The sequence below is a fragment of the Celeribacter sp. ULVN23_4 genome, assembly GCF_054788345.1.
The window spans coordinates 486,061-510,359 of sequence record NZ_JBTVYO010000001.1; the positions used below are offsets into that span (position 1 = coordinate 486,061).

The following is a 24,299-nucleotide window of genomic DNA, read 5'->3' on the forward strand; positions in this document are numbered from 1 at the left end:
CGGTTCGCGCCCCGGCGCGACAAACGCTCCGGGGGAGCGTTTGAGTTACGAACGGGCGGAGCCCTCAGCGCCGATCCAAAGCCCGCTCAATGCGTTCCAAACGTCCAAGCACGTCGTCTCGGTAACTGTCCGTGGCGGCGTGTTCTTCTTCGGCATGGGCGTCCTGCATCGTCGAGACGATGAGACCGACAACAAGGTTCATCACAGCAAAAGCCGTGATCAGGATAAACGGCACAAAGAAGAGCCAGGCCTGCGGATGCACCTCCATCACCGGGCGCACGACGCCCATCGACCAGCTCTCCAGCGTCATGACCTGAAACAGCGTGTAGAGCGAGCTGCCGAGCGTCCCGAACCATTCCGGGAAGGTCGGGCCATAGAGTTTCGTCGCGATCACCGAGCCGATGTAAAAGATGATCCCGGTGAGCAGGAATACAGAGGCCATGCCCGGCAGCGCCATGATAAAGGCCTCGACCACCCGCCGCAGGCTCGGCAGCACCGACACAACCCGCAGCAAACGCAGGATGCGCAACGCCCGGAGCACCGACAGCCCGGCCCCGACCGGCGACAGGGAAATTCCGACGATGGCGAAGTCAAAGAGGTTCCAGCCATTGCGGAAGAACCGCAGCCCCCGTGCGTAGATTTTGGCAACCAGTTCCACCACGAAGATGCTGAGACAGATCATGTCGAGTGTCTCGATCAGCGCACCGGCCCGCGCCATGATCCGGTCCGAGGTTTCGAACCCGAGAATGACCGCGTTGAACAGGATCACCCCCATGATCACATTTCGGACGATGGGACGGTCGAGTAGGTCGGAAATCTGTGCGCGCATTTGGGCCTCTATCGGTCTCTTTGTGCCTAGAGATAGGAAGCCCCCCTGCGCTGTTCCACCCCCTGCCCGCCACTCTTTGCATATGCAGCAAAGAAAGCGCTCGGCTTTCCGTTGGGCGCGAGGGAATTGAAGACAGCGACACCATAGCCACTTGATTTTGCAGATGCGGCATGGCCTCTTCGAAACAGGAGGCCCCCATGCGTTTCTCCGTGCGCCACGAAACCCTGTATCGGTATTCTTCTCACGTCCGTTTGGGCGACCAAACCCTGCGCCTCCGGCCCTATAACGTGCTGCTGCATGATCATCGCTACGAGGTCACGCCAGAGCCATCCGCCCGCGAAGATCATCTCTCTGATTTTGGCACCCCCGTCACGCGCCTGAGCTTTAACACGCCCACCGATGAGCTACGGATCATCAGCCGCTTCTGCTGCGACACGCGCCCACCACCCGAGGCCTCTGACTTGCCGCTCTTGCCGTGGAGCTTCCAGCGCATGGAACCCTATCTCGGAACAGGCGAAGAGGAGAGCGTGAGCGCCTTTGCGCGGCGACGTCTCTCAGAAAGCGGCGCGCCCCTGCCCTTTCTCTACCGCCTGACCGAAGACCTCTATGCCCGCACCCGGCGCCACATCCGCCCGGTGGGCTATGCGCAATCTGCCGGGGAAACGCTGGCAAGCGCCAGCGGGGCCTGCCGTGATCTCGCCGTGCTGTTCATCTCGGCTTGTCGCAGCCTCGGCATGCCCGCCCGTTTTGTGTCAGGCTATCAGGCCAAGGCGGAAAGCGTAGATGGAAAGCGCCATCTCCATGCCTGGCCGGAAGTCTATTTGCCCGGCGTGGGATGGAAGGGCTTTGACCCGACCCACGGGATTGCCGTGTCCGACGGCCACGTCGCCCTCTCCGCCGCGCCGGATCAGGCCGGCACCATGCCACTAGAGGGTGGGTTTTGGGGCGATGGGGTGACGTCTGAGCTGACGTTCAAGCTGGAGATCGAGGCTGGGTGATCCCCGCGACCAGCATCTCCTATGACATGAAAAAACCCCGCCGATTTCTCAGCGGGGATTTCTCTATTCTCAACCGGGGTGTGCTCTCATTGCTTTTCTGTGAAAAGCAACTGCCGCACACTGGTCAGAAAACGCATGCGCGTTTTCGACCTCTTACCAGTCTTCCTTCACAACCGTACGGGTTTTGATCGGGAGTTTCATCGCAGCGAGGCGCAGAGCTTCGCGAGCAACGTCTTCCGACACGCCGTCCAGTTCGAACATCATCCGACCCGGTTTGACTTTGCAGACCCAACGGTCCACGGAGCCTTTACCTTTACCCATACGAACTTCGACGGGTTTCGCGGTCACCGGGGTGTCCGGGAAGATGCGGATCCATACGCGACCCTGACGCTTCATGTGACGCGTCATGGCACGACGGGCAGCTTCGATCTGACGTGCGGTGATGCGCTCAGGCTCGACAGCTTTGAGGCCGAAGGTGCCGAAGCTCAGATCGGAACCGCCTTTTGCCTCGCCGTGAATCCGGCCTTTGTGCATTTTGCGGAATTTTGTACGCTTAGGCTGAAGCATTGATCAGACCCTCCTTAGCGACGGCCGCCGCGGTCACCGCGAGGTGCCGGACCGGCTTGGGCTTCTTCGGCGCGACGGTCACGAGCCTGCGGGTCGTGTTCCATGATCTCGCCTTTGAAGATCCAGGTTTTGATGCCGATGATGCCGTAGGCAGTCGACGCTTCAGCGTGTGCGTAGTCGATGTCCGCACGCAGGGTGTGAAGCGGCACGCGGCCTTCGCGGTACCATTCGGTACGAGCGATTTCAGCACCGCCGAGACGACCGGCAACGTTGACGCGGATGCCGAGGGCACCCATGCGCATCGCGTTTTGCACGGAGCGTTTCATAGCGCGACGGAAGGACACACGGCGCTCGAGCTGCTGAGCGATGGACTCGGCAACCAGTTGCGCGTCCAGCTCGGGCTTGCGCACTTCAACGATGTTGAGGTGCAGCTCGGAGTCGGTCATCGCGGCAACTTTTTTGCGGAGCGTCTCGATGTCCGCACCTTTTTTGCCGATGATCACGCCCGGACGAGCGGTGTGAATGGTCACACGGCATTTTTTGTGCGGGCGCTCGATGATGACGCGCGACACACCAGCCTGCTTGCATTCTTCCTTGATGAAATCACGGATTTTCAGGTCTTCGAGAAGAAGATCGCCGTAATCTTTCGTGTCAGCGTACCAGCGGCTATCCCAGGTGCGGTTGACCTGGAGACGCATGCCAATCGGGTTAACCTTATGACCCATTAGTTTTGCTCCTCAACTTGACGCACCTTGATGGTGATTTCCGCGAACGGCTTCATGATCTTGCCAAAACGACCACGGGCACGCGGGCGACCGCGTTTCATGGTGAGGTTTTTGCCAACCCATGCTTCAGCGACGATGAGCTCATCGACGTCGAGGCCGTGGTTGTTCTCGGCGTTGGCGATCGCGGACTGAAGGCATTTCTTCACGTCGATTGCGATACGCTTGTTGGAGAAAGTCAGGTCGGTGAGGGCCTTGTCGACTTTCTTGCCGCGGATCATCTGAGCCACGAGGTTCAGTTTTTGCGGGGAAACGCGAAGCATTTTGGTTTTTGCCATTGCTTCATTGTCAGCCACGCGACGGGGATTTGCTACCTTACCCATGACTTATTTCCGTTTCGCTTTTTTGTCAGCGGCGTGACCGTAATAGGTGCGAGTCGGTGCGTATTCACCGAACTTCTGACCGATCATGTCTTCCGAGACGTTGACGGGGATGTGCTTCTTGCCGTTGTAGACGCCGAACGTCAGACCAACGAACTGAGGCAGGATGGTGGAACGGCGGGACCAGATCTTGATGACCTCGTTGCGACCGCTCTCGCGAGCTTTTTCAGCCTTCTTGAGGACGTAAGCGTCCACAAACGGGCCTTTCCAGACAGAACGTGCCATATCTTAGCGACCCTTCTTCTTGGCGTGACGCGAACGAATGATAAGCTTGTCCGTGCCTTTGTTTTTACGCGTTTTCGCGCCTTTGGTCGGTTTGCCCCACGGGGTCACCGGGTGACGACCACCAGAGGTACGACCTTCACCACCACCGTGCGGGTGGTCGATCGGGTTCATGACAACACCGCGGACAGACGGACGAATGCCTTTATGGCGGTTACGACCGGCCTTACCGATGTTCTGGTTGGAGTTGTCGGGGTTCGACACGGCGCCAACGGTGCACATGCATTCCTGACGGACGAGACGCAGCTCGCCGGAAGAAAGGCGGATCTGTGCGTAGCCACCGTCACGACCAACGAACTGAGCGTAGGTGCCTGCAGCGCGGGCGATCTGGCCGCCTTTGCCCGGTTTCAGCTCGACGTTGTGCACGATGGTACCGATCGGCAGACCGGAGAACGGCATAGCGTTGCCCGGCTTCACGTCAGCCTTGGCAGAAGCGATAACTTTGTCGCCAACAGCCAGACGCTGCGGAGCCAGGATGTAAGCCTGTTCGCCGTCTTCGTATTTGATGAGCGCGATAAACGCGGTGCGGTTCGGGTCATATTCGATCCGTTCCACGGTTGCAGTGACGTCAAACTTGGTGCGTTTGAAGTCAACGATGCGATAGAGACGCTTTGCCCCGCCGCCTTTGCGGCGCATCGTGATCCGTCCGGTGTTGTTCCGGCCGCCATTCTTGGTCAAACCCTCGGTGAGAGATTTGACCGGGCGCCCTTTCCAAAGCTCCGAACGGTCGATCAGAACCAGCCCACGCTGGCCAGGCGTCGTCGGTTTATACGACTTGAGTGCCATAGTTTCTGTCTTCCGTTTGCTTTGGGTCATCTCATGTAGCCAGCTTGGCTACGACCCGTTTTCGTCTAAGGCCGGGGTCCTTACGGTCCTCGTCCCACACAAATCACGGGCCCCAAGAACGAATCCGGGGCCGTGAGATGGGCGGGGTATAGTGGGTGTTGGGGTGGGAGTCTAGTGCGGAGTGGAAATAATCCACTCTGGGTGGGATTTGAGCGCGAGCGCCTGCCCGTGGGGTGGCGCATTATGTTCTGATCGGCGCACTTTATCCCAGCCAAGCTACTCCATGATCTAAGTGTTGCACGAAGATGGCAAAAGCGCCAGCCCTCTGGGACGGGCAGGCGCTCGCGCGGCGGCTACGCCTTGATTCCGCGCGGTTGCGCACAGGAGATGGCTCGCACAAAAAGCCCCCCGGCTCTCACCGAGGGGCTTCTTCATTTCTTCCGACGTAAGCGGGTGCTTACAGACCGGTGGACACGTCGATCGAGTTACCCTCTTCGAGCGTCACATAGGCTTTTTTGACGTCTTTACGCTTGCCCGGCTGACCGCGGAAACGCTTGGTCTTACCTTTGGTGACAACCGTGTTGACCGCTTTCACCTTCACACCAAAAAGCTCTTCGATAGCTTTTTTGATCTGCGGTTTGTTGGAGTCGATGGCGACTTCAAAAACAACAGCACCGTTTTCAGAAGCCAGGGTGGCTTTCTCGGTGATGATCGGCTTGCGGATCACGTCGTAGAGTTCAGCTTTGTTGGTCATTTCAGGCGAGCCTCCAGAGCTTCGACACCTGCTTTCGTGATCACGAGCGTGTCACGTTTCAGGATGTCATAGACGTTGGCGCCAATGGTCGGCAGCACGTCGACGCCAGCGAGGTTCGCAGCCGCAGCCTTGAAGTTCGCATCAACGTCAGCACCGTCGATCACCAGAACGCGTTTCCAGCCCTGTTCCTTGACCGCTTTGGCGAGCAGAGCGGTTTTGGCTTCGGCGAGTTTGGCGTCTTCGATAATCACGAGGTTACCGGAGGCCGCTTTCGCGGACAGCGCGTGCTTCAGGCCGAGCTTACGGAATTTCTTCGTAAGATCGTGGCCGTGGGAACGCGGGGTCGGGCCTTTGTAGATACCACCTTTGCGGAAGATCGGTGCCTTGCGGGAACCGTGACGAGCGCCGCCGGTGCCTTTTTGGCGATAGATCTTTTTGGTGGAGTAGGACACTTCCGAGCGGGTCTTGACCTTGTGGGTGCCCTGCTGCGCGTTGTTACGCTGCCAGCGCACAACACGGTGCAGGATGTCCGCACGCGGTTCGAGACCGAAGAGAGCCTCGTCGAGGTCCAGTTTGATCACGTTAAAAGTCATGCTTCACCTCCTTCTGCGGGAGCTTCGGCAACGGGAGCCTCAGCGGCAGCGGATTTCAGAGCAGCCGGGAGCGGAAGATCAGCCGGAGCTGCTTTCTTCACGGCGTCTTTGATGGTGACCCAACCGCCTTTGGAGCCCGGAACGGCGCCTTTGACCATGATCAGGCCACGGTCGGCGTCGGTGCGAACGACTTGGAGGTTTTGGGTGGTGACACGGGCAGCACCCATGTGACCGGCCATCTTTTTCCCTTTGAACACGCGGCCCGGGTCTTGACACTGACCGGTGGAACCGTGGGAACGGTGGGAGATGGACACACCGTGGGAGGCGCGCAGACCGCCGAAGTTGTGGCGTTTCATGGCACCGGCAAAACCTTTACCGATGGAGGTGCCGGAAACGTCAACGAACTGACCTTCGAGGTAGTGGTCAGCGGAGATTTCCGCGCCCACTTCGATCAGCTTGTCTTCGTCCACGCGGAACTCAGCCACTTTGCGCTTCGGAGCGACATTGGCCGCCGCGAAGTGACCGCGCATGGCTTGCGAGGTGCGTTTTGCTTTTGCGGAGCCAGCGCCGAGCTGAACGGCGGTGTAGCCGTCTTTCTCGGTGGTGCGCTGTGCAACCACTTGCAGATTGTCGAGTTGGAGAACGGTGACAGGGATCTGTTTGCCGTCTTCCATGAAAAGGCGGGTCATGCCGACCTTTTTCGCGATAACGCCAGAGCGCAACATCTCTATTGCCCTCCTTAAACTTTGATCTCGACATCCACGCCAGCGGCGAGGTCGAGCTTCATCAGCGCGTCCACGGTCTGGGGGGTCGGATCAACGATGTCGAGAAGACGCTTGTGCGTGCGGATCTCGAACTGATCGCGGGATTTTTTGTCAACGTGAGGACCACGGAGAACCGTGAACTTCTCAATCTTGTTCGGCAGCGGGATCGGGCCACGGACTTGAGCGCCGGTGCGCTTCGCCGTGTTGACGATTTCCTGGGTCGACGCATCGAGCACGCGGAAATCAAATGCCTTCAGCCGAATACGGATGTTCTGGCCTTGCATAGCATTGCCTTTCTTAGGCTTATTGAGGTTGAGAGGAAGACGCCCGCTCATCGGGCACCCTCGTCGAACCTTATGAAGCGGGAACTCTGGTCCAGAGCGAATCCCTCTTCATGCGTTCTCTGGGCAGAGAACTCGCGCCCAATACAAGAGCGCGCATATCAAAGCAACAGAAAATACATTTTTTTCCATTATTCATGGGGATTTCTGTATTTTTTCGCCTCTACAAAAAAGCCTCTCCCGTCGGAAGCCCTTCCTATTCTCAGATCAGCGCGTCGGCCTCGGGTTCTCATTGCCTTTGCAAGCAAAGCCAACTGCCACCCGACGCTTGCACCGTCGCTTGGCTGCATCGACCTGATCACGCCTTTGCAAAAGAAAAGGCCCCGCCGAAGCGGAGCCTTCCCTTTTTCAACCATTCGCTAAAGCGAATTAGGCTTAAGCAAGGATCTTGGACACAACGCCCGAACCAACGGTGCGGCCGCCTTCGCGGATCGCGAAGCGGAGGCCTTCTTCCATGGCGATCGGAGCGATCAGCTCAGCGGAGAGCTTCAGGTTGTCGCCCGGCATCACCATCTCGGTGCCTTCCGGCAGGATGCAGGTCCCGGTCACGTCGGTGGTGCGGAAGTAGAACTGCGGACGGTAGTTCGCGAAGAACGGCGTGTGACGGCCACCTTCTTCTTTGGTGAGGATGTAGACCTCAGCCTCGAATTTGGTGTGCGGGTTCACAGAGCCCGGCTTACACAGAACCTGACCACGCTCAACGCCGTCACGGTCCACACCGCGCAGCAGCGCGCCGATGTTGTCGCCAGCTTCACCGCGATCAAGCAGCTTGCGGAACATTTCAACACCGGTACAGGTGGTTTTCTTGGTGTCGGTGATGCCAACGATTTCGATCTCGTCGCCCACGTTGATCACACCACGTTCCACACGGCCGGTCACAACCGTACCACGGCCGGAGATCGAGAACACGTCTTCGATCGGCATCAGGAACGGCTGGTCGATCGCACGCTCGGGTTCCGGGATGTACGCGTCAACAGCGGCCATCAGTTCTTTGATCTTGTTCTCGCCGATTTCCGGATCGCGGCCTTCCATAGCGGCCAGAGCCGAACCTGCGATGATCGGAATATCGTCGCCCGGGAAGTCGTATTCGGACAGAAGTTCGCGAACTTCCATTTCGACGAGTTCGAGAAGCTCTTCGTCGTCAACCTGATCAACTTTGTTCAGGAACACGACCAGAGCCGGAACGCCAACCTGACGGGCGAGCAGGATGTGCTCACGGGTCTGCGGCATCGGGCCGTCAGCCGCGTTCACAACCAGGATACCGCCGTCCATCTGCGCCGCACCGGTGATCATGTTTTTCACGTAGTCAGCGTGACCGGGGCAGTCAACGTGGGCGTAGTGACGGTTCTCGGTCTCGTACTCAACGTGTGCCGTCGAGATCGTGATACCGCGAGCTTTCTCTTCCGGCGCGCCGTCAATCTGGTCGTAGGCTTTGAAGTCACCAAAGTATTTGGTGATCGCTGCCGTCAGAGTGGTTTTACCGTGGTCGACGTGACCGATCGTACCGATGTTCACGTGCGGTTTGGAACGCTCAAACTTTTCCTTAGCCATTATGGCCTCCTGTGTAATTCAGTCCGGGGATCGGAGCACCCGATCCCCAAGTGTTGGGCTGAGGCGACGCTTACGCGTATTTCGCCTGGATTTCTTCCGAGATGTTGCTCGGCACCGGTTCGTAGTGGTCGAACTGCATCGTGAACTGCGCGCGGCCCGAGGACATGGAGCGCAGGGTGTTGATGTAGCCGAACATGTTGGCGAGCGGCACGAACGCGTTGATCGCCACGGCGACGCCACGCGGTTCCTGACCGGTCACCTGACCACGACGGGAGGTGAGGTCGCCAATGATACCACCGGTGTATTCTTCCGGGGTGATCACTTCGACTTTCATCATCGGCTCGAGCAGTTTCGCGCCGGCTTTCTTCATCCCTTCACGCATACACATACGGGAAGCGATTTCGAAGGCGAGGACGGAGGAGTCAACATCGTGGAACTTACCGTCGATGAGCGCGACTTTGAAGTCGATCACCGGGAAGCCCGCGAGCGGACCGGAGTCCATCACCGAGTTGATGCCTTTTTCGACACCCGGGATGTATTCCTTCGGAACAGCACCACCAACGATACGGGATTCGAAGGAGTAACCTTCGCCCGGCTCTGTCGGGGTGATGATGAGTTTGACCTCAGCGAACTGACCCGAACCACCCGACTGTTTCTTGTGGGTGTAGGTGTGCTCGACCTCGTGAGAAATGGTCTCACGATAAGCCACCTGCGGTGCACCGATGTTGGCTTCAACCTTGAATTCGCGCTTCAGACGATCGACGAGAATGTCGAGGTGAAGTTCGCCCATGCCCTTCATGATGGTCTGACCGGACTCGAGGTCGGTTTCGACGCGGAAGGACGGGTCTTCGGCTGCCAGACGGGCGAGACCTTGAGACATTTTCTCTTGGTCGCCTTTGGTTTTCGGCTCAACCGCGATCTCGATCACCGGATCCGGGAAGGTCATGGTTTCGAGAACCACCGGAGCTTTGACGTCGCAGAGCGTGTCACCCGTGGTGGTGTCTTTCAGACCGGCCAGAGCGATGATGTCGCCAGCGAACGCTTCTTCGATCTCCTCACGGTTGTTGGAGTGCATCATCATCATACGACCGATGCGCTCTTTCTTACCTTTGGTGGAGTTGAGAACCGTATCGCCTTTGTTCATCACGCCGGAGTAGATCCGGGTGAAGGTCAGCGAACCCACGAACGGGTCGTTCATGATTTTGAACGCGAGGCCGGAGAAGGGCATGTCGTCGTCCGCACGGCGGGCGATGTTACGCTCTTCGGTTTCGTCACCCGGTTTAAAGCCCATGTAATCGACAACGTCGAGCGGGCTCGGCAGGTAGTCGATCACAGCATTGAGCAGCGGCTGAACACCTTTGTTTTTGAACGCGGAACCACCCAGAACCGGAACGAAGTGAAGACCCAGAGTACCTTTGCGCAGAAGAGCGCGCAGGGTCGGAACGTCAGGCTCGTTGCCTTCGAGGTATTCCATCATGGCGTCGTCGTCTTGCTCGACGGCCGCTTCGACCATCTTGCCGCGCCATTCGTCAGCCATGTCCTTGAGGGAGTCACGGATGTCGGTCTGGATCCAGGACGCACCAAGGTCTTCACCCTGCCACAGCCATTCTTTCATGGTCACCAGGTCGACGAGGCCTTCGAGCTCGTTCTCGGCGCCGATCGGGATACCGACCGGAACAGCACGGGAACCGGTGCGGTCTTCAATCATGCGAACGCAGTTGAAGAAGTCAGCACCGATTTTGTCCATTTTGTTGACGAAAACGATACGCGGAACCTTGTAGCGGTCAGCCTGACGCCACACGGTTTCGGTTTGCGGCTCAACACCAGCGTTGGCGTCGAGAACAGCAACGGCGCCGTCGAGAACGGCGAGCGAACGTTCCACCTCGATGGTGAAGTCCACGTGACCGGGAGTGTCGATGATGTTCAGACGGTGCTTCGGCGTGTCAGCGGTCTCACCATCTTCAGTACGTTCCCAGAACGTGGTCGTTGCAGCGGACGTGATCGTGATGCCACGTTCCTGCTCCTGCTCCATCCAGTCCATGGTGGCTGCACCGTCGTGCACCTCACCGATGTTGTGGGATTTACCGGTGTAGAAGAGGATGCGCTCGGAACAGGTGGTTTTACCTGCATCGATGTGCGCCATGATACCAAAGTTGCGGTATCGGTCGAGGGGATATTCGCGTGCCATGGGGCTCGTGTCCTTCGGGTTTGATTACCAGCGGTAATGGCTGAACGCTTTGTTCGCGTCGGCCATTTTGTGGGTGTCTTCGCGCTTTTTCACAGCAGCGCCACGGCCATTTACCGCGTCGAGCAGCTCACCGGCAAGACGTTCTTCCATGGTGTTCTCGTTACGAGCACGGGAAGCGTTGATCAGCCAACGGATGGCGAGAGCTTCGCGGCGCTCGGTACGCACTTCGACGGGCACCTGATAGGTGGCACCACCGACGCGGCGGGAACGAACTTCGACAGCCGGTTTCACGTTGTCGAGGGCTTCGTGGAACACTTCCACCGGAGCTTTTTTGAGTTTCGACTCAACGCGATCCAGCGCGTTGTAGACGATTTTCTCTGCGACCGACTTTTTGCCGTCGATCATCAGGTTGTTCATGAATTTGGTCAGCACGCGATCGCCATACTTGGCGTCGGGCAGGACTTCGCGCTTCTCAGCGGCGTGACGACGAGACATTCTATGATCTCCTTACTTCGGACGCTTCGCGCCGTATTTGGAACGACGTTGCTTACGATCTTTCACACCTTGGGTATCCAGCACACCGCGGAGGATGTGGTAACGGACACCCGGAAGGTCTTTTACACGGCCGCCGCGGATCAGAACCACAGAGTGTTCCTGAAGGTTGTGGCTTTCACCGGGGATGTAAGAGATGACCTCGAAACCGTTGGTCAGGCGAACCTTCGCAACCTTACGCATAGCGGAGTTCGGTTTCTTCGGGGTGGTGGTGTAGACGCGCGTGCAAACGCCACGCTTCTGGGGGCATTGTTCCAAGTGCTGCGACTTGGAAACCTTACGTTTGGGCTGACGCGGCTTGCGGATCAGCTGCTGAATCGTCGGCATAGGGCTCTTTCCCGTTCCTAGATTTGTGTGAACCTCGGCTTTCACCGGGGCGATTACGATGTTGCTGTGTCACACGCGTCCGCATAACACGAAAACCCGCAATCGTTCCCATTCCGAGGCGAACGACGCGGTGAGTTCCCAGAGGATGAAGGCCTCAAAGTGGCCGACATCTTGATCACTACGATTTGAGATACGGCAAGACAGGGACGTCCCCTGAGCCGGATGGAGCGCGGTATAGGTAGAGTCGATCAGCTTGTCAACAGTTGCGGGCCGTCTCGCCCCTCTGGTGCGGCTTTCGCACTCAGGCCCTGCGACGTTTCAGGCGCGCCTCGCGCAGCACGGTGTAAATCCCCGTGGCCGCAATGGTCCCGGCCCCGGCAAGAGCAAGCAGATTCGGCCATTCTCCAAAGGCGAACAGCCCGATCACCAGCGCCCAGATCAGTGCGGTGTAGCGGAACGGCGAGATAAAGGACATCTCCCCCACACGCATCACGGCCACCGAGAGCACATAACCTGCAAGCACACAGGCTGCAGACCCGAAAAGTTGCACCGAGGTCTTGAGCGTCATCGGCACCCAGTCGATCCCAAGCGACAACAGCCCTGTTACAATACCCACCGCCACAACAGCGCCGAAGGTCACCGTCGAATTGGGTACGCTTTCATGCATCTTGCGCACAATGATATCGCGCAGGGTAACACACATCATCGCTGCGACTGCCCAAAGGCCATAGGCGCTAAAGCCCTCCGTCCCCGGTTGCACGATCATCAGCACGCCGAAGAACCCGATGAAAATCGCAACAAGTCGCCGCCAGCCCAAAGGATCACGAAACAACAGCCACCCCGCGATGGTAATGGACAGCGGCAAGGTCTGCATGATCGCCGTCGCATTCGCCAGCGGCACATGTTTGAGCGCCGTCAGGAAACACATCGCAGCCCCGACTTCCGCGAGGGAGCGCAGCAAGACCAGCCCCCAATCACGGCGCGACAGGTCAAACCGCACCGGCCCGATAATCGGCGTCAGCACCAGGTAGAGCATCGCAAGGTTCAGCACCGCCCGCAGGAACAGCGCTTGGAACAGCGGCACTTCGATGAGCACGCCCTTCATGAAGCTGTCATTGGTGGTGAAGGCCGCCATGGAGAGCGACATGAGCACGGCACCACGGGTATTGTCCGGCAAGCGTGAGAGCATCGTCATCATAGGGCGTCCTTTCCCATCCCCGCTATCATCGCGCGGGGGATCTGGGAAGAGGGCATGTGTCGGCTTACCCCTCAGGCAGGGCCATGCATCGTGAACCGGAGGTTCAGGGACAGATGAACAGAAATGGGCGAGCGTCTCGTCGTCACGACCATACGCCGGAGTTGCTGCAAGCCTTGGACACTGCGGGTGTCATTACGGCTGTTTCCTACACGCTCAAACTCATGTCCGAGCACCCCCGCATCCGAGCTGCGGATTGGGTGTTCAACATTGACGTGGATGAATTTCTCGTCGTGCATGTCGGCGACGGATCGCTTGATGCGCTTCTGGCGCAATTCAACATGAAAGAGCCCCATGCGATTGGCGTGCACTGGTGCTGCTTTGGGGATGGCGGGCAAGGATCGCGATGAGGTGGCTCGGTTCTCTACGAGCTAACCCGCCTGCCCGGCCCCATCCCAATGAGCCGGACAGATTAACAAAACAAAAGGCCCTGCGTTTCCGCAGGGCCTTTCGCATTTCTATCCGGTCGAATTACTCGTCGGAGCTTTCCGGGGTATCGACGAAGAGCGTGTCTTCCGCCTCGTCGCCCATCACATCCATGACCGGGGCCGCGAGTTGTGCAGCGGCTTCTGCCTCTGCACGGGCTTCCTCGATCACCACGTTGTCGCGCTCGGCGGCAATGCGGCGGACGCGCTGGGTGGCGCCACCGGTACCGGCCGGGATCAGGCGACCCACGATGATGTTCTCTTTGAGGCCGACAAGCTTGTCGCGTTTGCCCTGAACGGACGCCTCGGTGAGAACACGGGTGGTCTCTTGGAAGGACGCTGCGGAGATGAAGGAGCGCGTTTGCAGCGAGGCCTTGGTGATCCCGAGAAGGATCGGCTGACCTTTTGCAGAACGTCCGCCTTTGCTTTCCGCTTTCGCGTTGGCTTCGTCGAACTCGACCTTATCGACCGCTTCGCCTTTGAGCAGAGTGGTGTCCCCGGAGTCGAGGATTTCCCATTTCTGCAGCATCTGACGCACGATGACTTCGATGTGCTTATCGTTGATCTTCACGCCTTGCAGACGATAGACCTCCTGCACCTCGTTGATCATGTAGTCGGCGAGAGCCTCGACGCCCATGATGGCGAGAATGTCGTGCGGAGCCGGGTTACCGTCCATGATGTACTCACCCTTCTGGATGAAGTCGCCTTCAGCCACCGGGATGTGCTTGCCTTTCGGCACCATGTATTCAACGGCTTCCTTGGTCTCATCCGACGGTTCGATCGAGATGCGGCGCTTGTTCTTGTAGTCCTTGCCGAAGCGCACGTAACCATCGATTTCGGCGATGATCGCGTGGTCTTTCGGGCGACGGGCTTCGAACAGTTCGGCCACACGCGGCAGACCACCGGTGATGTCCTTGGTTTTCGCACCTTCACGCGGGATACGCGCAACAACGTCACCAGCCTGAATGTCCTGACCGTCCTCGATGGAGAGAATGGCGTCCACAGACATCAGGTATTTCACCGGGTTGCCCGCTTCGTTGCGCATCACTTCGCCGTCTTCGTCGAGGATCATGATCTCCGGTTTCAGATCGCCGCCGCGCGGCACAGAGCGCCAGTCGGACACGATCTTCTGGGTCATGCCGGTCGCATCGTCGGTCACGTCGCGGACCGAGAGGCCCGAGATGAGGTCGACGAATTTCGCTTTACCGGTTTTCTCCGCGATGATCGGCAGAGTGTACGGGTCCCATTCGAACAGTTTCTCGCCACGACCGATGGTCTGACCGTCGGTGACAAAGACCTTGGTGCCGTAGCCGAGCTTGTAGGAGGCACGCTCCACACCGTTCTCGTCAACGATCGCAAGTTTCATGTTGCGGCCCATGACGATCTGCTCGCCGTGCTTGTTCTCAAGCAGGTTCGCATCACGGAACTCGATTTTGCCTTCCTGGTTGGCTTCCTGGAAGGACTGTTGACCACCCTGAGCAACGCCGCCGATGTGGAAGGTCCGCATCGTCAGCTGCGTGCCCGGTTCACCGATGGACTGAGCCGCGATGATGCCGACGGCTTCACCTTGGTTCACCATGGTGCCGCGCGCAAGGTCACGACCATAACATGCCGCACAGACGCCCTCTTCGGCCTCACAGGTCAGCGGGCTGCGGATGCGCATGGACGCAACACCTGCCGCCTCGATGGCGTCGGCTTTGCGTTCGTCGATCAGCTCGTTCTTGGACACGAGCACCTCATCGGTGCCCGGACGCAGAACGTCATCGGCGGACACACGGCCAAGGATACGCTCTGCCAGCGTTGCCACGACCTCACCGTCGTTGACAGCGGCTTCCGCCGTCACCGCACGATCGGTGCCACAATCGACTTCACGCACGATGCAGTCCTGTGCCACGTCAACAAGACGACGGGTCAGGTAACCGGAGTTCGCCGTTTTAAGCGCCGTATCCGACAGACCTTTCCGCGCACCGTGGGTCGAGTTGAAGTACTCGAGCACCGACAGACCTTCTTTAAAGTTCGAGATAATCGGCGTTTCGATAATCTCGCCCGAAGGTTTCGCCATCAGGCCGCGCATACCGCCCAGCTGTTTCATCTGCGTCACGGAACCACGCGCACCGGAGTGAGCCATCATGTAAACCGAGTTCGGTTCCTGTTCGGCACCGGCCTCGTCGTACTTCGGCGCGGAGATGGTGTTCATCATCGCCTCGGTGACTTTGTCGTTACATTTGGCCCAGGCGTCGACGACTTTGTTGTACTTCTCGCCCTGAGTGATCAGGCCGTCCATGTACTGTTGTTCAAAGTCTTTCACCTGATCGCGGGTGCCATCGACGATGGTCCACTTGTTGTCCGGGATCACCATGTCGTCCTTGCCGAAGGAAATACCGGCTTTGAACGCTTCTTTGAAGCCGAGGGACATGATCTGGTCACAGAAGATCACCGACTCTTTCTGACCGCAGTAACGGTAGACGGTGTCGATGACGCGCTGCACGTCTTTCTTCCGCAGAAGGCGGTTCACGAGAGAGAACGGCGCTTTTGCGTTCAGCGGCAGCAGGGTACCGAGACGCAGACGACCCGGGGTCGTTTCGTGACGTTCCCAAACTTCCTGACCATGCTCGTCGATCTGCTTGATCCGCGCGGTGATTTTGGCGTGCAGGTGCACTTCGCCGGCGGTCAGGGCGTATTCGACTTCTTCGATGTCGGAGAAGACCATGCCTTCGCCCTTCATGCCATCACGCTGCATGGTGATGTAATAAAGGCCGAGGATCATATCCTGCGACGGCACGATGATCGGCGCGCCGTTGGCGGGCGACAGCACGTTGTTCGTGGACATCATCAGGACGCGGGCTTCGAGCTGAGCTTCGAGCGACAGCGGCACGTGAACAGCCATCTGGTCCCCGTCGAAGTCGGCGTTAAAGGCCGAACACACGAGCGGGTGCAGCTGGATCGCTTTACCTTCGATCAGCGTGGGTTCGAACGCTTGGATGCCGAGACGGTGAAGCGTCGGAGCGCGGTTGAGGAACACCGGGTGTTCGCGGATCACCTCATCGAGGATGTCCCAAACTTCCGGACGTTCTTTTTCAACCAGCTTCTTCGCCTGTTTCACGGTCGAAGACAGACCTTTAGCTTCAAGACGCGAGTAGATGAACGGCTTGAACAGTTCGAGCGCCATCTTCTTCGGCAGACCACATTGGTGCAGCTTCAGCTCCGGACCGGTCACGATGACCGAACGACCGGAGAAGTCGACGCGTTTACCCAAAAGGTTCTGACGGAAACGACCCTGTTTCCCTTTCAGCATGTCGGAGAGCGACTTCAGCGGGCGTTTGTTCGCACCGGTGATGACGCGGCCACGACGGCCGTTGTCGAACAGAGCATCGACGGATTCTTGCAGCATCCGCTTTTCGTTGCGGACGATGATGTCCGGCGCTCGCAGCTCGATCAGGCGTTTCAGACGGTTGTTCCGGTTGATCACGCGGCGATAGAGATCGTTGAGGTCAGAGGTCGCGAAACGGCCACCGTCCAGCGGCACCAGAGGGCGCAGCTCAGGCGGGATCACCGGGATCACGGTCATGATCATCCATTCCGGACGGTTGCCGGATTCGAGGAAGGACTCGACGATTTTCAGACGTTTGATGATTTTCTTCGGCTTCAGCTCGCCCGTCGCTTCCTTGAGGTCTTCACGCAGCTGTTCTGCGGTGGCCTCCAGATCGATGTTGGAGAGCATCTTACGGATCGCTTCGGCACCGATGTCGGCCTCGAATGCGTCCATACCGTAGAGGTCTTGCGCGTCCATGTACTCTTCTTCGGTCATCATCTGACCATAGGAGAGGTCCGTCAGACCCGGCTCGATCACCACGTAGTTTTCGAAATACAGCACGCGTTCCAGATCGCGCAGCGTCATGTCGAGCATGAGGCCGATCCGGCTCGGCAGCGATTTCAGGAACCAGATGTGCGCGACAGGAGCGGCCAGTTCGATGTGGCCCATGCGCTCGCGACGCACTTTCTGGAGGGTGACTTCAACACCACATTTTTCGCAGACAACGCCGCGATATTTCATGCGCTTATATTTGCCGCAGAGACATTCGTAGTCTTTGATCGGACCAAAGATCCGCGCACAGAACAGACCGTCACGCTCCGGCTTGAAAGTCCGGTAGTTGATGGTCTCGGGCTTTTTGATCTCACCGTAGGACCACGACAGGATACGTTCCGGGGACGCGAGGGAGACCTTGATCTCGTCAAACGTCGACGGCTGTGCCAGCGGGTTGAACGGGTTGGTTGTGAGTTCCTGGTTCATCTTGTGAGTTCCTCAGATTGTCTCGGAAAGGGAGGGAGGGTAAGGGCCGGAGCCCTTACTCCTCACCCTCCGAGTCCAGGAGTTCCATGTTGAGGCCGAGGCCGCGGACTTCTTTGACAAGCACGTTGAAGGATTCCGGCACGCCGGCTTCAAAGTTGTCTTCGCCCTTGACGATCGACTCGTAGACCTTGGCACGACCGGCCACGTCATCCGATTTGACGGTGAGCATCTCTTGCAGCGTGTAGGCGGCGCCATACGCTTCGAGAGCCCAGACTTCCATCTCCCCGAAACGCTGACCACCGAACTGCGCCTTACCACCGAGCGGCTGCTGGGTGACGAGGGAGTACGGCCCGGTCGAACGCGCGTGGATTTTGTCGTCGACGAGGTGGTGAAGTTTCAGCATGTACTTCTTACCAACCGTCACCTTACGAGCGAACTGCTCACCGGTACGACCGTCGAACAGGACGGACTGACCGGAGGTGTCGAAACCGGCACGGCGCAGAGCGTCGTTGATGTCGGCCTCTTTCGCACCGTCGAAGACCGGGGTCGCGATCGGCACACCGTTGACGATGTTCGACGCAGCTTCGATGAGAAGATCGTCGTCCATGCCAGCGATGCCTTCTTCGAAGACTTCTTCGCCATAGACGAATTTCATCGCATCGCGGACCGGGGTCATGTCGCCAGAACGACGGTATTCAGACAGCGCGTCATCCACCTGAATCCCGAGACCGCGTGCGGCCCAACCCATGTGAATTTCGAGAATCTGACCGACGTTCATCCGCGACGGCACGCCGAGCGGGTTGAGACAGAAGTCGACGGGGGTACCATCGGCGAGGAACGGCATGTCTTCCATCGGAACGACGCGCGACACCACACCTTTGTTCCCGTGACGACCGGCCATCTTGTCGCCCGGCTGAAGCTTGCGCTTCACGGCGATGAAGACTTTGACCATTTTCATCACGCCCGGCGGCAGGTCGTCGCCACGACGGACTTTCTCGACCTTGTCCTCGAAACGGTGCTCAAGCGCACGTTTCTGAGCCTCGTACTGAGCGTTCAGAGCCTCGACGATGGTGGCATCGTCCTCGTCTTCGAGCGCCAGCTGCCACCATTGACCTTTGCTCAGTTGGCCGAGCAGGTCTTCGTCCACGGTCACGCCGGTTTTGACGCCTTTCGGGCCTTTGGCGATGACTTTGCCCATGATCAGGTCTTTCAGACGCGCATAAATGTTGCGGTCCAGAATGGTCATCTCGTCGTCGCGGTCACGGGCCAGACGTTCGATTTCCTCACGTTCGATTTGCAGCGAACGCTCGTCTTTCTCAACGCCATGACGGTTGAAGACGCGAACTTCCACAACGGTCCCGAAGTCACCCGGTTTCACGCGCAGCGAGGTGTCGCGTACGTCGGAAGCTTTCTCACCGAAGATGGCGCGGAGAAGTTTTTCTTCCGGCGTCATCGGGCTTTCGCCCTTCGGTGTGATCTTACCGACGAGGATGTCGCCCGGCTCAACGTGAGCACCAATGTAGACGATACCGGCTTCGTCAAGGTTGCGCAGAGCTTCCTCACCGACGTTCGGGATGTCGCGGGTGATCTCTTCCGGCCCGAGCTTCGTGTCGCGAGCGGCGACTTCGAATTCCTCGATGTGAACCGAGGTAAAGACGTCGTCACGCGCAATGCGCTCGGAGATCAGGATGGAGTCTTCGTAGTTGTAACCGTTCCACGGCATGAAGGCGACGATGATGTTCTTACCGAGCGCCAGTTCACCCATATCTGTGGACGGACCATCAGCAATCACTTCGCCCTTCTCGACCCGTTGCCCCACGTTCACCAGCGGACGCTGGTTGATGCAGGTGTTCTGGTTCGAACGCTGGAATTTGCGCAGACGATAGATGTCCACGCCAGCGTCGCCGAGTTCAAGGTCGGACGTTGCGCGGATCACGATACGGGTTGCGTCAACCTGGTCGATGATACCGGCACGTTTCGCCTGAATAGCAGCGCCGGAGTCGATTGCGACTTTGCCTTCCATCCCGGTGCCGACGAGCGGCGCCTCGGCGCGCAGAAGCGGCACGGCCTGACGTTGCATGTTCGCGCCCATAAGTGCGCGGTTGGCGTCGTCGTTCTCCAAGAACGGGATGAGCGAGGCACCGACGGAGACCAGCTGTTTCGGCGACACGTCGATCAGGTCGACATTGAGCGGCGGGTTCAGCGCGTGTTCACCGGACTGACGGGTGGACACGAGGTCATTGGTGAAACGACCCTCTTCATCGAGATCGGCGTTGGCCTGAGCCACGGTGTGACGCATCTCTTCGGTCGCGGACATGTATTGAACATCATCCGTCACCTGACCCTCAATCACCTTGCGGTACGGGGTTTCGATGAAGCCGTATTTGTTCACGCGGGCGAAAGTGGCCAGCGAGTTGATCAGACCGATGTTCGGACCTTCCGGCGTTTCAATCGGGCACATACGACCGTAGTGGGTCACGTGAACGTCGCGGACCTCAAAGCCCGCACGTTCACGGGTCAGACCGCCCGGCCCAAGCGCCGAAAGACGACGCTTGTGCGTCACTTCGGAGAGCGGGTTGGTTTGGTCCATGAACTGCGACAGCTGCGAGGAGCCGAAGAATTCGCGCACTGCGGCGGCGGCCGGTTTCGCGTTGATCAGATCCTGCGGCATAACCGTGTCGATCTCGACGGAGGACATCCGCTCTTTGATCGCACGTTCCATACGCAGAAGGCCGACGCGGTATTGGTTTTCCATCAGCTCGCCAACGGAACGCACACGACGGTTGCCGAGGTGGTCGATGTCGTCCACGTCGCCATGGCCGTCACGCAGCTCCACGAGACCTTTGATACAGGAAATGATGTCGTCACGACGCAGGGTACGCTGGGTGTCCGGCGCATCCAGATCGAGACGCATGTTCATTTTCACGCGGCCCACGGCGGAGAGGTCGTAGCGCTCGCTGTCGAAGAACAGGCTATCGAACAGGGTCGAAGCGGCTTCAACGGTCGGCGGTTCACCCGGACGCATGACGCGGTAGATGTCCATGAGCGCGGTTTCGCGGTTCATGTTCTTGTCGGCTTCCATCGTGTTACGGATGTACGGGCCGACGTTCACGCCATCGATGTCGAGAACCGGAATGTCGGTGATGCCAGCATCCAGAAGCTCCTTGAGGGAGCCGCCGATGACGTCGCCATCTTTATCCATTTCGAGGGTCAGCTCATCGCCAGCCTCAACATAGATCGCACCGTTTTCTTCGTTGATGATGTCTTTCGCGACGAACTTGCCCACGATGTGATCGAACGGCACGAGAAGCTCGGTGATGGACCCTTCGTCGATGATCTTCTTCACCGCGCGCGGTGTCATCTTGTCGCCAGCTTTGCAGATCACTTCACCGGTGGCTGCGTCCACGAGGTCATAAGACGGGCGCGTGCCGCGGACACGCTCGGGGAAGAACTTGGTCACCCAACCTTTGTTCTTTTCGAGCTTGAAGTCGACGGTGTTGTAATAGGCGTCACAGATGCCTTCCTGATCGAGACCCAGCGCGTAGAGCAGCGTGGTCACCGGCAGTTTGCGGCGACGGTCGATACGGGCATAGACGATGTCCTTGGCGTCGAATTCGAAATCGAGCCAGGAGCCACGGTACGGAATGATCCGGCAAGCGAAGAGCAGCTTACCAGAGGAGTGGGTTTTGCCTTTGTCGTGGTCAAAGAACACACCCGGCGAACGGTGCATCTGGGACACGATCACGCGCTCGGTGCCGTTCACGACAAAGGTGCCGTTCGGCGTCATCAAGGGCATATCGCCCATGAACACGTCTTGTTCTTTGATGTCTTTGACGGATTTCGCGCCCGTGTCTTCGTCCACATCGAACACGATGAGGCGGAGCGTGACTTTCAGCGGAGCGCTGTAGGTCATGTCGCGCTGCATGCACTCTTCGACGTCGTACTTCGGCGCTTCAAGCTCGTAGCGCACGAATTCGAGCACGGAGGTCTCGTTGAAATCCTTGATCGGGAAGACCGACTGGAACACACCTTTGATACCTTCGCCGTCGAGCGGCTCGGTGGCGTCACCGGATTTCAGGAAGAGTTCGTAAGAAGATTTCTGAACCTCGATGAGGTTCGGCATTTCTAGGACTTCACGGATTTTGCCGTAAGAGCGGCGGAGCCGTTTCTGGCCGAGGAAGGACGATGCCATAAGCGTCTAAACCTTTCGAATTTTCGCAAGCGACAATCACCGTTGGGTGCCGGAGACTGTGCCCTGACGAAACAGAGGGGTTCGATCTATTCCTGCCCCCGACCCAAAGGGGGCTCCCGATCACTGAACCTCTCCTGAGAAAAAGCCCTTTCTGCGACAATGACGCAAAGGCCCTTTCTAAGACAGGTTAAGCTGGACCCGAGAAATCTCGGGTCCAGCTCATGATTTTCGTGGCCCGAGGGCCAGCGGCGATTAGGCCAGCTCGACGGTCGCGCCAGCTGCTTCCAGCTTGGACTTGACTTCTTCGGCTTCAGCTTTGTCGACGCCTTCTTTGATTTTGCCGCCAGCTTCAACGAGCTCTTTGGCTTCTTTGAGGCCCAGGCCGGTGATGCCGCGGACTTCTTTGATGACGTTGATTTTGGAAGCGCCAGCGTCTTTGAGAACGACGTCAAATTCGGTCTTCTCTTCAGCAGCCGCACCAGCGTCGCCAGCCGGGCCAGCAACCATCACAGCGCCGCCAGCAGCGGGCTCGATGCCGTATTCGTCTTTGAGGATTTCTTTCAGCTCTTGAGCTTCGAGAAGGGTGAGACCAACGATCTCTTCTGCAAGTTTCTTCAGATCAGCCATTGTACTGTTTCCGTTCGTTTAAGTGTGTTCCAACATGGTGCTTATGCAGCCCACGCAGGTTCATTAGGATGCTCAGGCAGCCTTTTCCTCGATGGTGGAAAGGATGCCCGCGATGTTCGAAGCGGGTGCGCCAATTGCGCCGGCGATGTTGGAAGCCGGTGCGCCAATGCAGCTTGCGATCTGAGCCAGAAGCTCTTCGCGCGAGGGCATTTTGGACACACGGGTCACACCGTCGGTGTCAAGACCTTCACCACCCATTGCGCCGCCGAGAATCTGCAGTTTCTCGTTGTCTTTGGCGTAATCGACGACCACTTTCGCAGCTGCGACAGGGTCCTCGGAATAGGCGAGAACAGTCATGCCATTGAGAAGATCGCTGATCGGTTCGTTCGGCGTTCCTTCAAGGGCGATTTTGGCGAGCCGGTTCTTGGCAACGCGAACTGCACCACCTGCATCACGCATTTTCGCGCGCAGGTCCTGCATTTCAGCAACCGTAAGACCTGCGTAGTGTGCAACGACGACCACGCCAGAGCTTTCAAAGATCTGACCGAGTTCCTCGATCACCTTTTCTTTTTGTGCTCTATCCACAGTTTTACTCCAAGTATGGGAGGGTCACCCCTCCCGGCTCAATTCTACCTCAGCCATATGGCGTCGGCTCGAAGTCCGTATACGGGGCTGCGCCAAAGTCGCCCGAGGAAGCCTCGGGGAACTTATCGTCTTTCCCGTCTCAGGCAGGAATTATGTGAAACAGATTTCCCACACCCACCGTCTTGGACGAAACGCAAAACAGCGCACGACGAATCGCACGCTGGGATGCAAGATGGTGTTTAGAGGGGATTAATGGATAGCGCAAGGGTTTGCGTTCTCCGCAAACAAACACCTAGAGCATTCTCTCCGCAAACAACCGCTTTGCCGGAGCGTCAAGGGCGTCTTCGATCATGATCAAAGCGCCCTGCTCTTTCAAACGCGCCAGTTTCGCCGCATCCGCACGAAAGAATGCGTCATAGATTTCAGTCAGAGCCGCATCGCGCTCAGACGTCTCCAAGGCTGCCTGTATGTGCTCCTTAATCGCGGGCGCAAAGCCCCAGCTGTCCATCCGCCAAGCGATTTTGTCTTTCCAGACGGCCTCATCCTCCCCCAAAAGATGGATCAGCATCGCATCCTTGCTGGCAGGCACGAGGCGTTCGCGGAAGGCCTCACCATCCCGAGGCTTCGGCCAATGCTGACGGAGCTTCTGAACATCAAGCCCCGCTCGAATGATGGATTTGCCCTCTGGATGCCCGACCATTCCACGCCGAAACCGGGCAAAATATTTCGCCTCTTCGCCATGCACCGTTTCCAGTGCATCTTTATCCATACGCGCCCGCAGACAGAGACTGTCTTCATCCTCTTGCAGAACCTTTTCAACCGGCCCAATGCGAACATAATCGACATCTTCAGGCTGTGCGGCCAAAAAGCCATCCATACCCTGATCTATATAAAGCAGCTCGTCCGCATCGACATTGAGCAACCAATCTTGCTCAGTGTTGCGATAGATATGTGTGAGGGCGGCGTTCTGTCTACGTGTAAAACGGGCTCCGGGACGCACCCCGATCCGCTCCTTCCAAAACGCCTCCGTGCATGGCAAGCACTCAACGCGTGGCAAATCTTGCAGGAGCTCTATCGCGGGATCATTCGGGTCATCGAACAAAAGCGTGACGCGATCCGCCCCCATATCGAGATACCAAGCCACGAACCGAAGCGTAACCTTGAGATCTTCTTTCAAGATACAGGCGACCTGCCACGTCTCTCGCATTGTGTTCCGCCTCGCATGACTTT

22 protein-coding genes are annotated in these 24,299 nt (G+C 58.2%); 2 read left to right on the top strand and 20 right to left on the bottom strand.

Annotation, left to right across the window (positions count from 1 at the left end; genetic code table 11):
* Positions 1–64: 64 nt before the first annotated feature.
* On the bottom strand, positions 65–829 hold the full coding sequence (locus tag ACYBHZ_RS02410) for an ion transporter (RefSeq protein ID WP_460272580.1): 765 nt from the start codon (positions 827–829) through the stop codon (positions 65–67).
* Positions 830–1,026: 197 nt separating this feature from the next.
* Between ACYBHZ_RS02410 and ACYBHZ_RS02415 the strand changes: the two genes are divergently transcribed.
* On the top strand, positions 1,027–1,827 hold the full coding sequence (locus ACYBHZ_RS02415; RefSeq protein WP_460272581.1) for a transglutaminase family protein: 801 nt from the start codon (positions 1,027–1,029) through the stop codon (positions 1,825–1,827).
* A gap of 153 nt (positions 1,828–1,980) precedes the next feature.
* Here ACYBHZ_RS02415 and rplP read toward each other — a convergent pair whose 3' ends face one another.
* From rplP to ACYBHZ_RS02485, 14 genes are all read right to left on the bottom strand, one after another.
* Positions 1,981–2,394 carry a 50S ribosomal protein L16 gene (gene rplP / locus ACYBHZ_RS02420; protein ID WP_460272582.1) on the bottom strand — a complete coding sequence of 138 codons (414 nt, stop codon included), beginning with the start codon at positions 2,392–2,394 and terminating at the stop codon, positions 1,981–1,983.
* A gap of 14 nt (positions 2,395–2,408) precedes the next feature.
* On the bottom strand, positions 2,409–3,119 hold the full coding sequence (gene rpsC, locus ACYBHZ_RS02425) for a 30S ribosomal protein S3 (RefSeq protein WP_460272583.1): 711 nt from the start codon (positions 3,117–3,119) through the stop codon (positions 2,409–2,411).
* Positions 3,119–3,499: a 50S ribosomal protein L22 gene (gene rplV, locus ACYBHZ_RS02430; protein WP_460272584.1), complete on the bottom strand. Its 381-nt coding sequence runs from the start codon at positions 3,497–3,499 to the stop codon at positions 3,119–3,121. Before rplV ends, rpsC begins: the two co-directional genes overlap by 1 nt.
* Positions 3,500–3,502: 3 nt before the next feature.
* The gene (gene rpsS / locus ACYBHZ_RS02435) at positions 3,503–3,781 is read right to left on the bottom strand and encodes a 30S ribosomal protein S19 (protein ID WP_319248060.1); all 279 of its coding nucleotides are present in this window, start codon (positions 3,779–3,781) and stop codon (positions 3,503–3,505) included.
* A gap of 3 nt (positions 3,782–3,784) precedes the next feature.
* On the bottom strand, positions 3,785–4,624 hold the full coding sequence (gene rplB, locus ACYBHZ_RS02440; RefSeq protein WP_460272585.1) for a 50S ribosomal protein L2: 840 nt from the start codon (positions 4,622–4,624) through the stop codon (positions 3,785–3,787).
* A gap of 457 nt (positions 4,625–5,081) precedes the next feature.
* Positions 5,082–5,378: a 50S ribosomal protein L23 gene (locus ACYBHZ_RS02445; protein WP_460272586.1), complete on the bottom strand. Its 297-nt coding sequence runs from the start codon at positions 5,376–5,378 to the stop codon at positions 5,082–5,084.
* Positions 5,375–5,971 (bottom strand): 50S ribosomal protein L4, encoded by a 597-nt coding sequence (gene rplD / locus ACYBHZ_RS02450; RefSeq protein ID WP_319248066.1) that lies wholly within the window; start codon positions 5,969–5,971, stop codon positions 5,375–5,377. Before rplD ends, ACYBHZ_RS02445 begins: the two co-directional genes overlap by 4 nt.
* Positions 5,968–6,693 carry a 50S ribosomal protein L3 gene (gene rplC, locus ACYBHZ_RS02455; RefSeq protein WP_460273176.1) on the bottom strand — a complete coding sequence of 242 codons (726 nt, stop codon included), beginning with the start codon at positions 6,691–6,693 and terminating at the stop codon, positions 5,968–5,970. The genes rplD and rplC overlap by 4 nt, the downstream gene beginning before the upstream one ends.
* A gap of 17 nt (positions 6,694–6,710) precedes the next feature.
* Positions 6,711–7,019 carry a 30S ribosomal protein S10 gene (gene rpsJ, locus ACYBHZ_RS02460; protein ID WP_460272587.1) on the bottom strand — a complete coding sequence of 103 codons (309 nt, stop codon included), beginning with the start codon at positions 7,017–7,019 and terminating at the stop codon, positions 6,711–6,713.
* A gap of 432 nt (positions 7,020–7,451) precedes the next feature.
* On the bottom strand, positions 7,452–8,627 hold the full coding sequence (gene tuf, locus ACYBHZ_RS02465) for an elongation factor Tu (RefSeq protein ID WP_460272588.1): 1,176 nt from the start codon (positions 8,625–8,627) through the stop codon (positions 7,452–7,454).
* 70 nt (positions 8,628–8,697) lie between these two features.
* Positions 8,698–10,815 carry an elongation factor G gene (gene fusA / locus ACYBHZ_RS02470; RefSeq protein ID WP_460272589.1) on the bottom strand — a complete coding sequence of 706 codons (2,118 nt, stop codon included), beginning with the start codon at positions 10,813–10,815 and terminating at the stop codon, positions 8,698–8,700.
* Between the two features lie 24 nt (positions 10,816–10,839).
* Entirely contained in the window at positions 10,840–11,310 is a 471-nt protein-coding gene (gene rpsG / locus ACYBHZ_RS02475; RefSeq protein ID WP_460272590.1) for a 30S ribosomal protein S7, read from the bottom strand.
* Between the two features lie 12 nt (positions 11,311–11,322).
* Positions 11,323–11,694: a 30S ribosomal protein S12 gene (rpsL, locus tag ACYBHZ_RS02480; RefSeq protein WP_008204009.1), complete on the bottom strand. Its 372-nt coding sequence runs from the start codon at positions 11,692–11,694 to the stop codon at positions 11,323–11,325.
* A 301-nt stretch (positions 11,695–11,995) separates the two neighbouring features.
* A complete protein-coding gene (locus ACYBHZ_RS02485) occupies positions 11,996–12,892 on the bottom strand; it encodes a DMT family transporter (protein ID WP_460272591.1) in 897 nt (298 codons plus the stop codon).
* Positions 12,893–12,975: 83 nt separating this feature from the next.
* Here ACYBHZ_RS02485 and ACYBHZ_RS02490 point away from each other — a divergent pair, with 83 nt between their 5' ends.
* Positions 12,976–13,299: a hypothetical protein gene (locus tag ACYBHZ_RS02490; RefSeq protein ID WP_460272592.1), complete on the top strand. Its 324-nt coding sequence runs from the start codon at positions 12,976–12,978 to the stop codon at positions 13,297–13,299.
* A 121-nt stretch (positions 13,300–13,420) separates the two neighbouring features.
* Here the strand turns inward: ACYBHZ_RS02490 and rpoC are convergent, their stop codons facing one another.
* The 5 genes from rpoC to ACYBHZ_RS02515 all read right to left on the bottom strand — a co-directional run bounded on the left by rpoC (position 13,421) and on the right by ACYBHZ_RS02515 (position 24,276).
* On the bottom strand, positions 13,421–17,665 hold the full coding sequence (gene rpoC / locus ACYBHZ_RS02495; RefSeq protein ID WP_460272593.1) for a DNA-directed RNA polymerase subunit beta': 4,245 nt from the start codon (positions 17,663–17,665) through the stop codon (positions 13,421–13,423).
* 55 nt (positions 17,666–17,720) lie between these two features.
* Positions 17,721–21,857, bottom strand: coding sequence for a DNA-directed RNA polymerase subunit beta (gene rpoB, locus ACYBHZ_RS02500; RefSeq protein WP_460272594.1), 4,137 nt, complete (start codon positions 21,855–21,857; stop codon positions 17,721–17,723).
* Between the two features lie 252 nt (positions 21,858–22,109).
* Entirely contained in the window at positions 22,110–22,484 is a 375-nt protein-coding gene (rplL, locus tag ACYBHZ_RS02505; RefSeq protein ID WP_460272595.1) for a 50S ribosomal protein L7/L12, read from the bottom strand.
* A gap of 72 nt (positions 22,485–22,556) precedes the next feature.
* Complete coding sequence (gene rplJ / locus ACYBHZ_RS02510; RefSeq protein WP_460272596.1) at positions 22,557–23,069, bottom strand: 50S ribosomal protein L10; 513 nt, start codon at positions 23,067–23,069, stop codon at positions 22,557–22,559.
* Positions 23,070–23,361: 292 nt separating this feature from the next.
* Positions 23,362–24,276: a glycosyltransferase family 2 protein gene (locus ACYBHZ_RS02515; RefSeq protein ID WP_460272597.1), complete on the bottom strand. Its 915-nt coding sequence runs from the start codon at positions 24,274–24,276 to the stop codon at positions 23,362–23,364.
* Positions 24,277–24,299: the final 23 nt, after the last annotated feature.

Excerpts from the sequence above, each read along its gene's own strand:
- rpsL (WP_008204009.1), bottom strand. The coding sequence starts at position 11,694 with ATGCCGACGATTCAGCAGCTGATCCGCAAGCCGCGTCAGCCCAAACGT.
- ACYBHZ_RS02415 (WP_460272581.1), top strand. The coding sequence starts at position 1,027 with ATGCGTTTCTCCGTGCGCCACGAAACCCTGTATCGGTATTCTTCTCAC.
- rplV (WP_460272584.1), bottom strand. The coding sequence starts at position 3,499 with ATGGGTAAGGTAGCAAATCCCCGTCGCGTGGCTGACAATGAAGCAATG.
- ACYBHZ_RS02485 (WP_460272591.1), bottom strand. The coding sequence starts at position 12,892 with ATGATGACGATGCTCTCACGCTTGCCGGACAATACCCGTGGTGCCGTG.
- rplP (WP_460272582.1), bottom strand. The coding sequence starts at position 2,394 with ATGCTTCAGCCTAAGCGTACAAAATTCCGCAAAATGCACAAAGGCCGG.
- rplB (WP_460272585.1), bottom strand. The coding sequence starts at position 4,624 with ATGGCACTCAAGTCGTATAAACCGACGACGCCTGGCCAGCGTGGGCTG.
- rpsG (WP_460272590.1), bottom strand. The coding sequence starts at position 11,310 with ATGTCTCGTCGTCACGCCGCTGAGAAGCGCGAAGTCCTGCCCGACGCC.
- tuf (WP_460272588.1), bottom strand. The coding sequence starts at position 8,627 with ATGGCTAAGGAAAAGTTTGAGCGTTCCAAACCGCACGTGAACATCGGT.
- rpoC (WP_460272593.1), bottom strand. The coding sequence starts at position 17,665 with ATGAACCAGGAACTCACAACCAACCCGTTCAACCCGCTGGCACAGCCG.
- fusA (WP_460272589.1), bottom strand. The coding sequence starts at position 10,815 with ATGGCACGCGAATATCCCCTCGACCGATACCGCAACTTTGGTATCATG.
- rplD (WP_319248066.1), bottom strand. The coding sequence starts at position 5,971 with ATGACTTTTAACGTGATCAAACTGGACCTCGACGAGGCTCTCTTCGGT.
- rpoB (WP_460272594.1), bottom strand. The coding sequence starts at position 21,857 with ATGGCATCGTCCTTCCTCGGCCAGAAACGGCTCCGCCGCTCTTACGGC.
- rpsC (WP_460272583.1), bottom strand. The coding sequence starts at position 3,119 with ATGGGTCATAAGGTTAACCCGATTGGCATGCGTCTCCAGGTCAACCGC.
- ACYBHZ_RS02445 (WP_460272586.1), bottom strand. The coding sequence starts at position 5,378 with ATGACCAACAAAGCTGAACTCTACGACGTGATCCGCAAGCCGATCATC.
- ACYBHZ_RS02490 (WP_460272592.1), top strand. The coding sequence starts at position 12,976 with ATGCATCGTGAACCGGAGGTTCAGGGACAGATGAACAGAAATGGGCGA.
- rpsS (WP_319248060.1), bottom strand. The coding sequence starts at position 3,781 with ATGGCACGTTCTGTCTGGAAAGGCCCGTTTGTGGACGCTTACGTCCTC.
- ACYBHZ_RS02410 (WP_460272580.1), bottom strand. The coding sequence starts at position 829 with ATGCGCGCACAGATTTCCGACCTACTCGACCGTCCCATCGTCCGAAAT.
- rplL (WP_460272595.1), bottom strand. The coding sequence starts at position 22,484 with ATGGCTGATCTGAAGAAACTTGCAGAAGAGATCGTTGGTCTCACCCTT.
- rpsJ (WP_460272587.1), bottom strand. The coding sequence starts at position 7,019 with ATGCAAGGCCAGAACATCCGTATTCGGCTGAAGGCATTTGATTTCCGC.
- ACYBHZ_RS02515 (WP_460272597.1), bottom strand. The coding sequence starts at position 24,276 with ATGCGAGAGACGTGGCAGGTCGCCTGTATCTTGAAAGAAGATCTCAAG.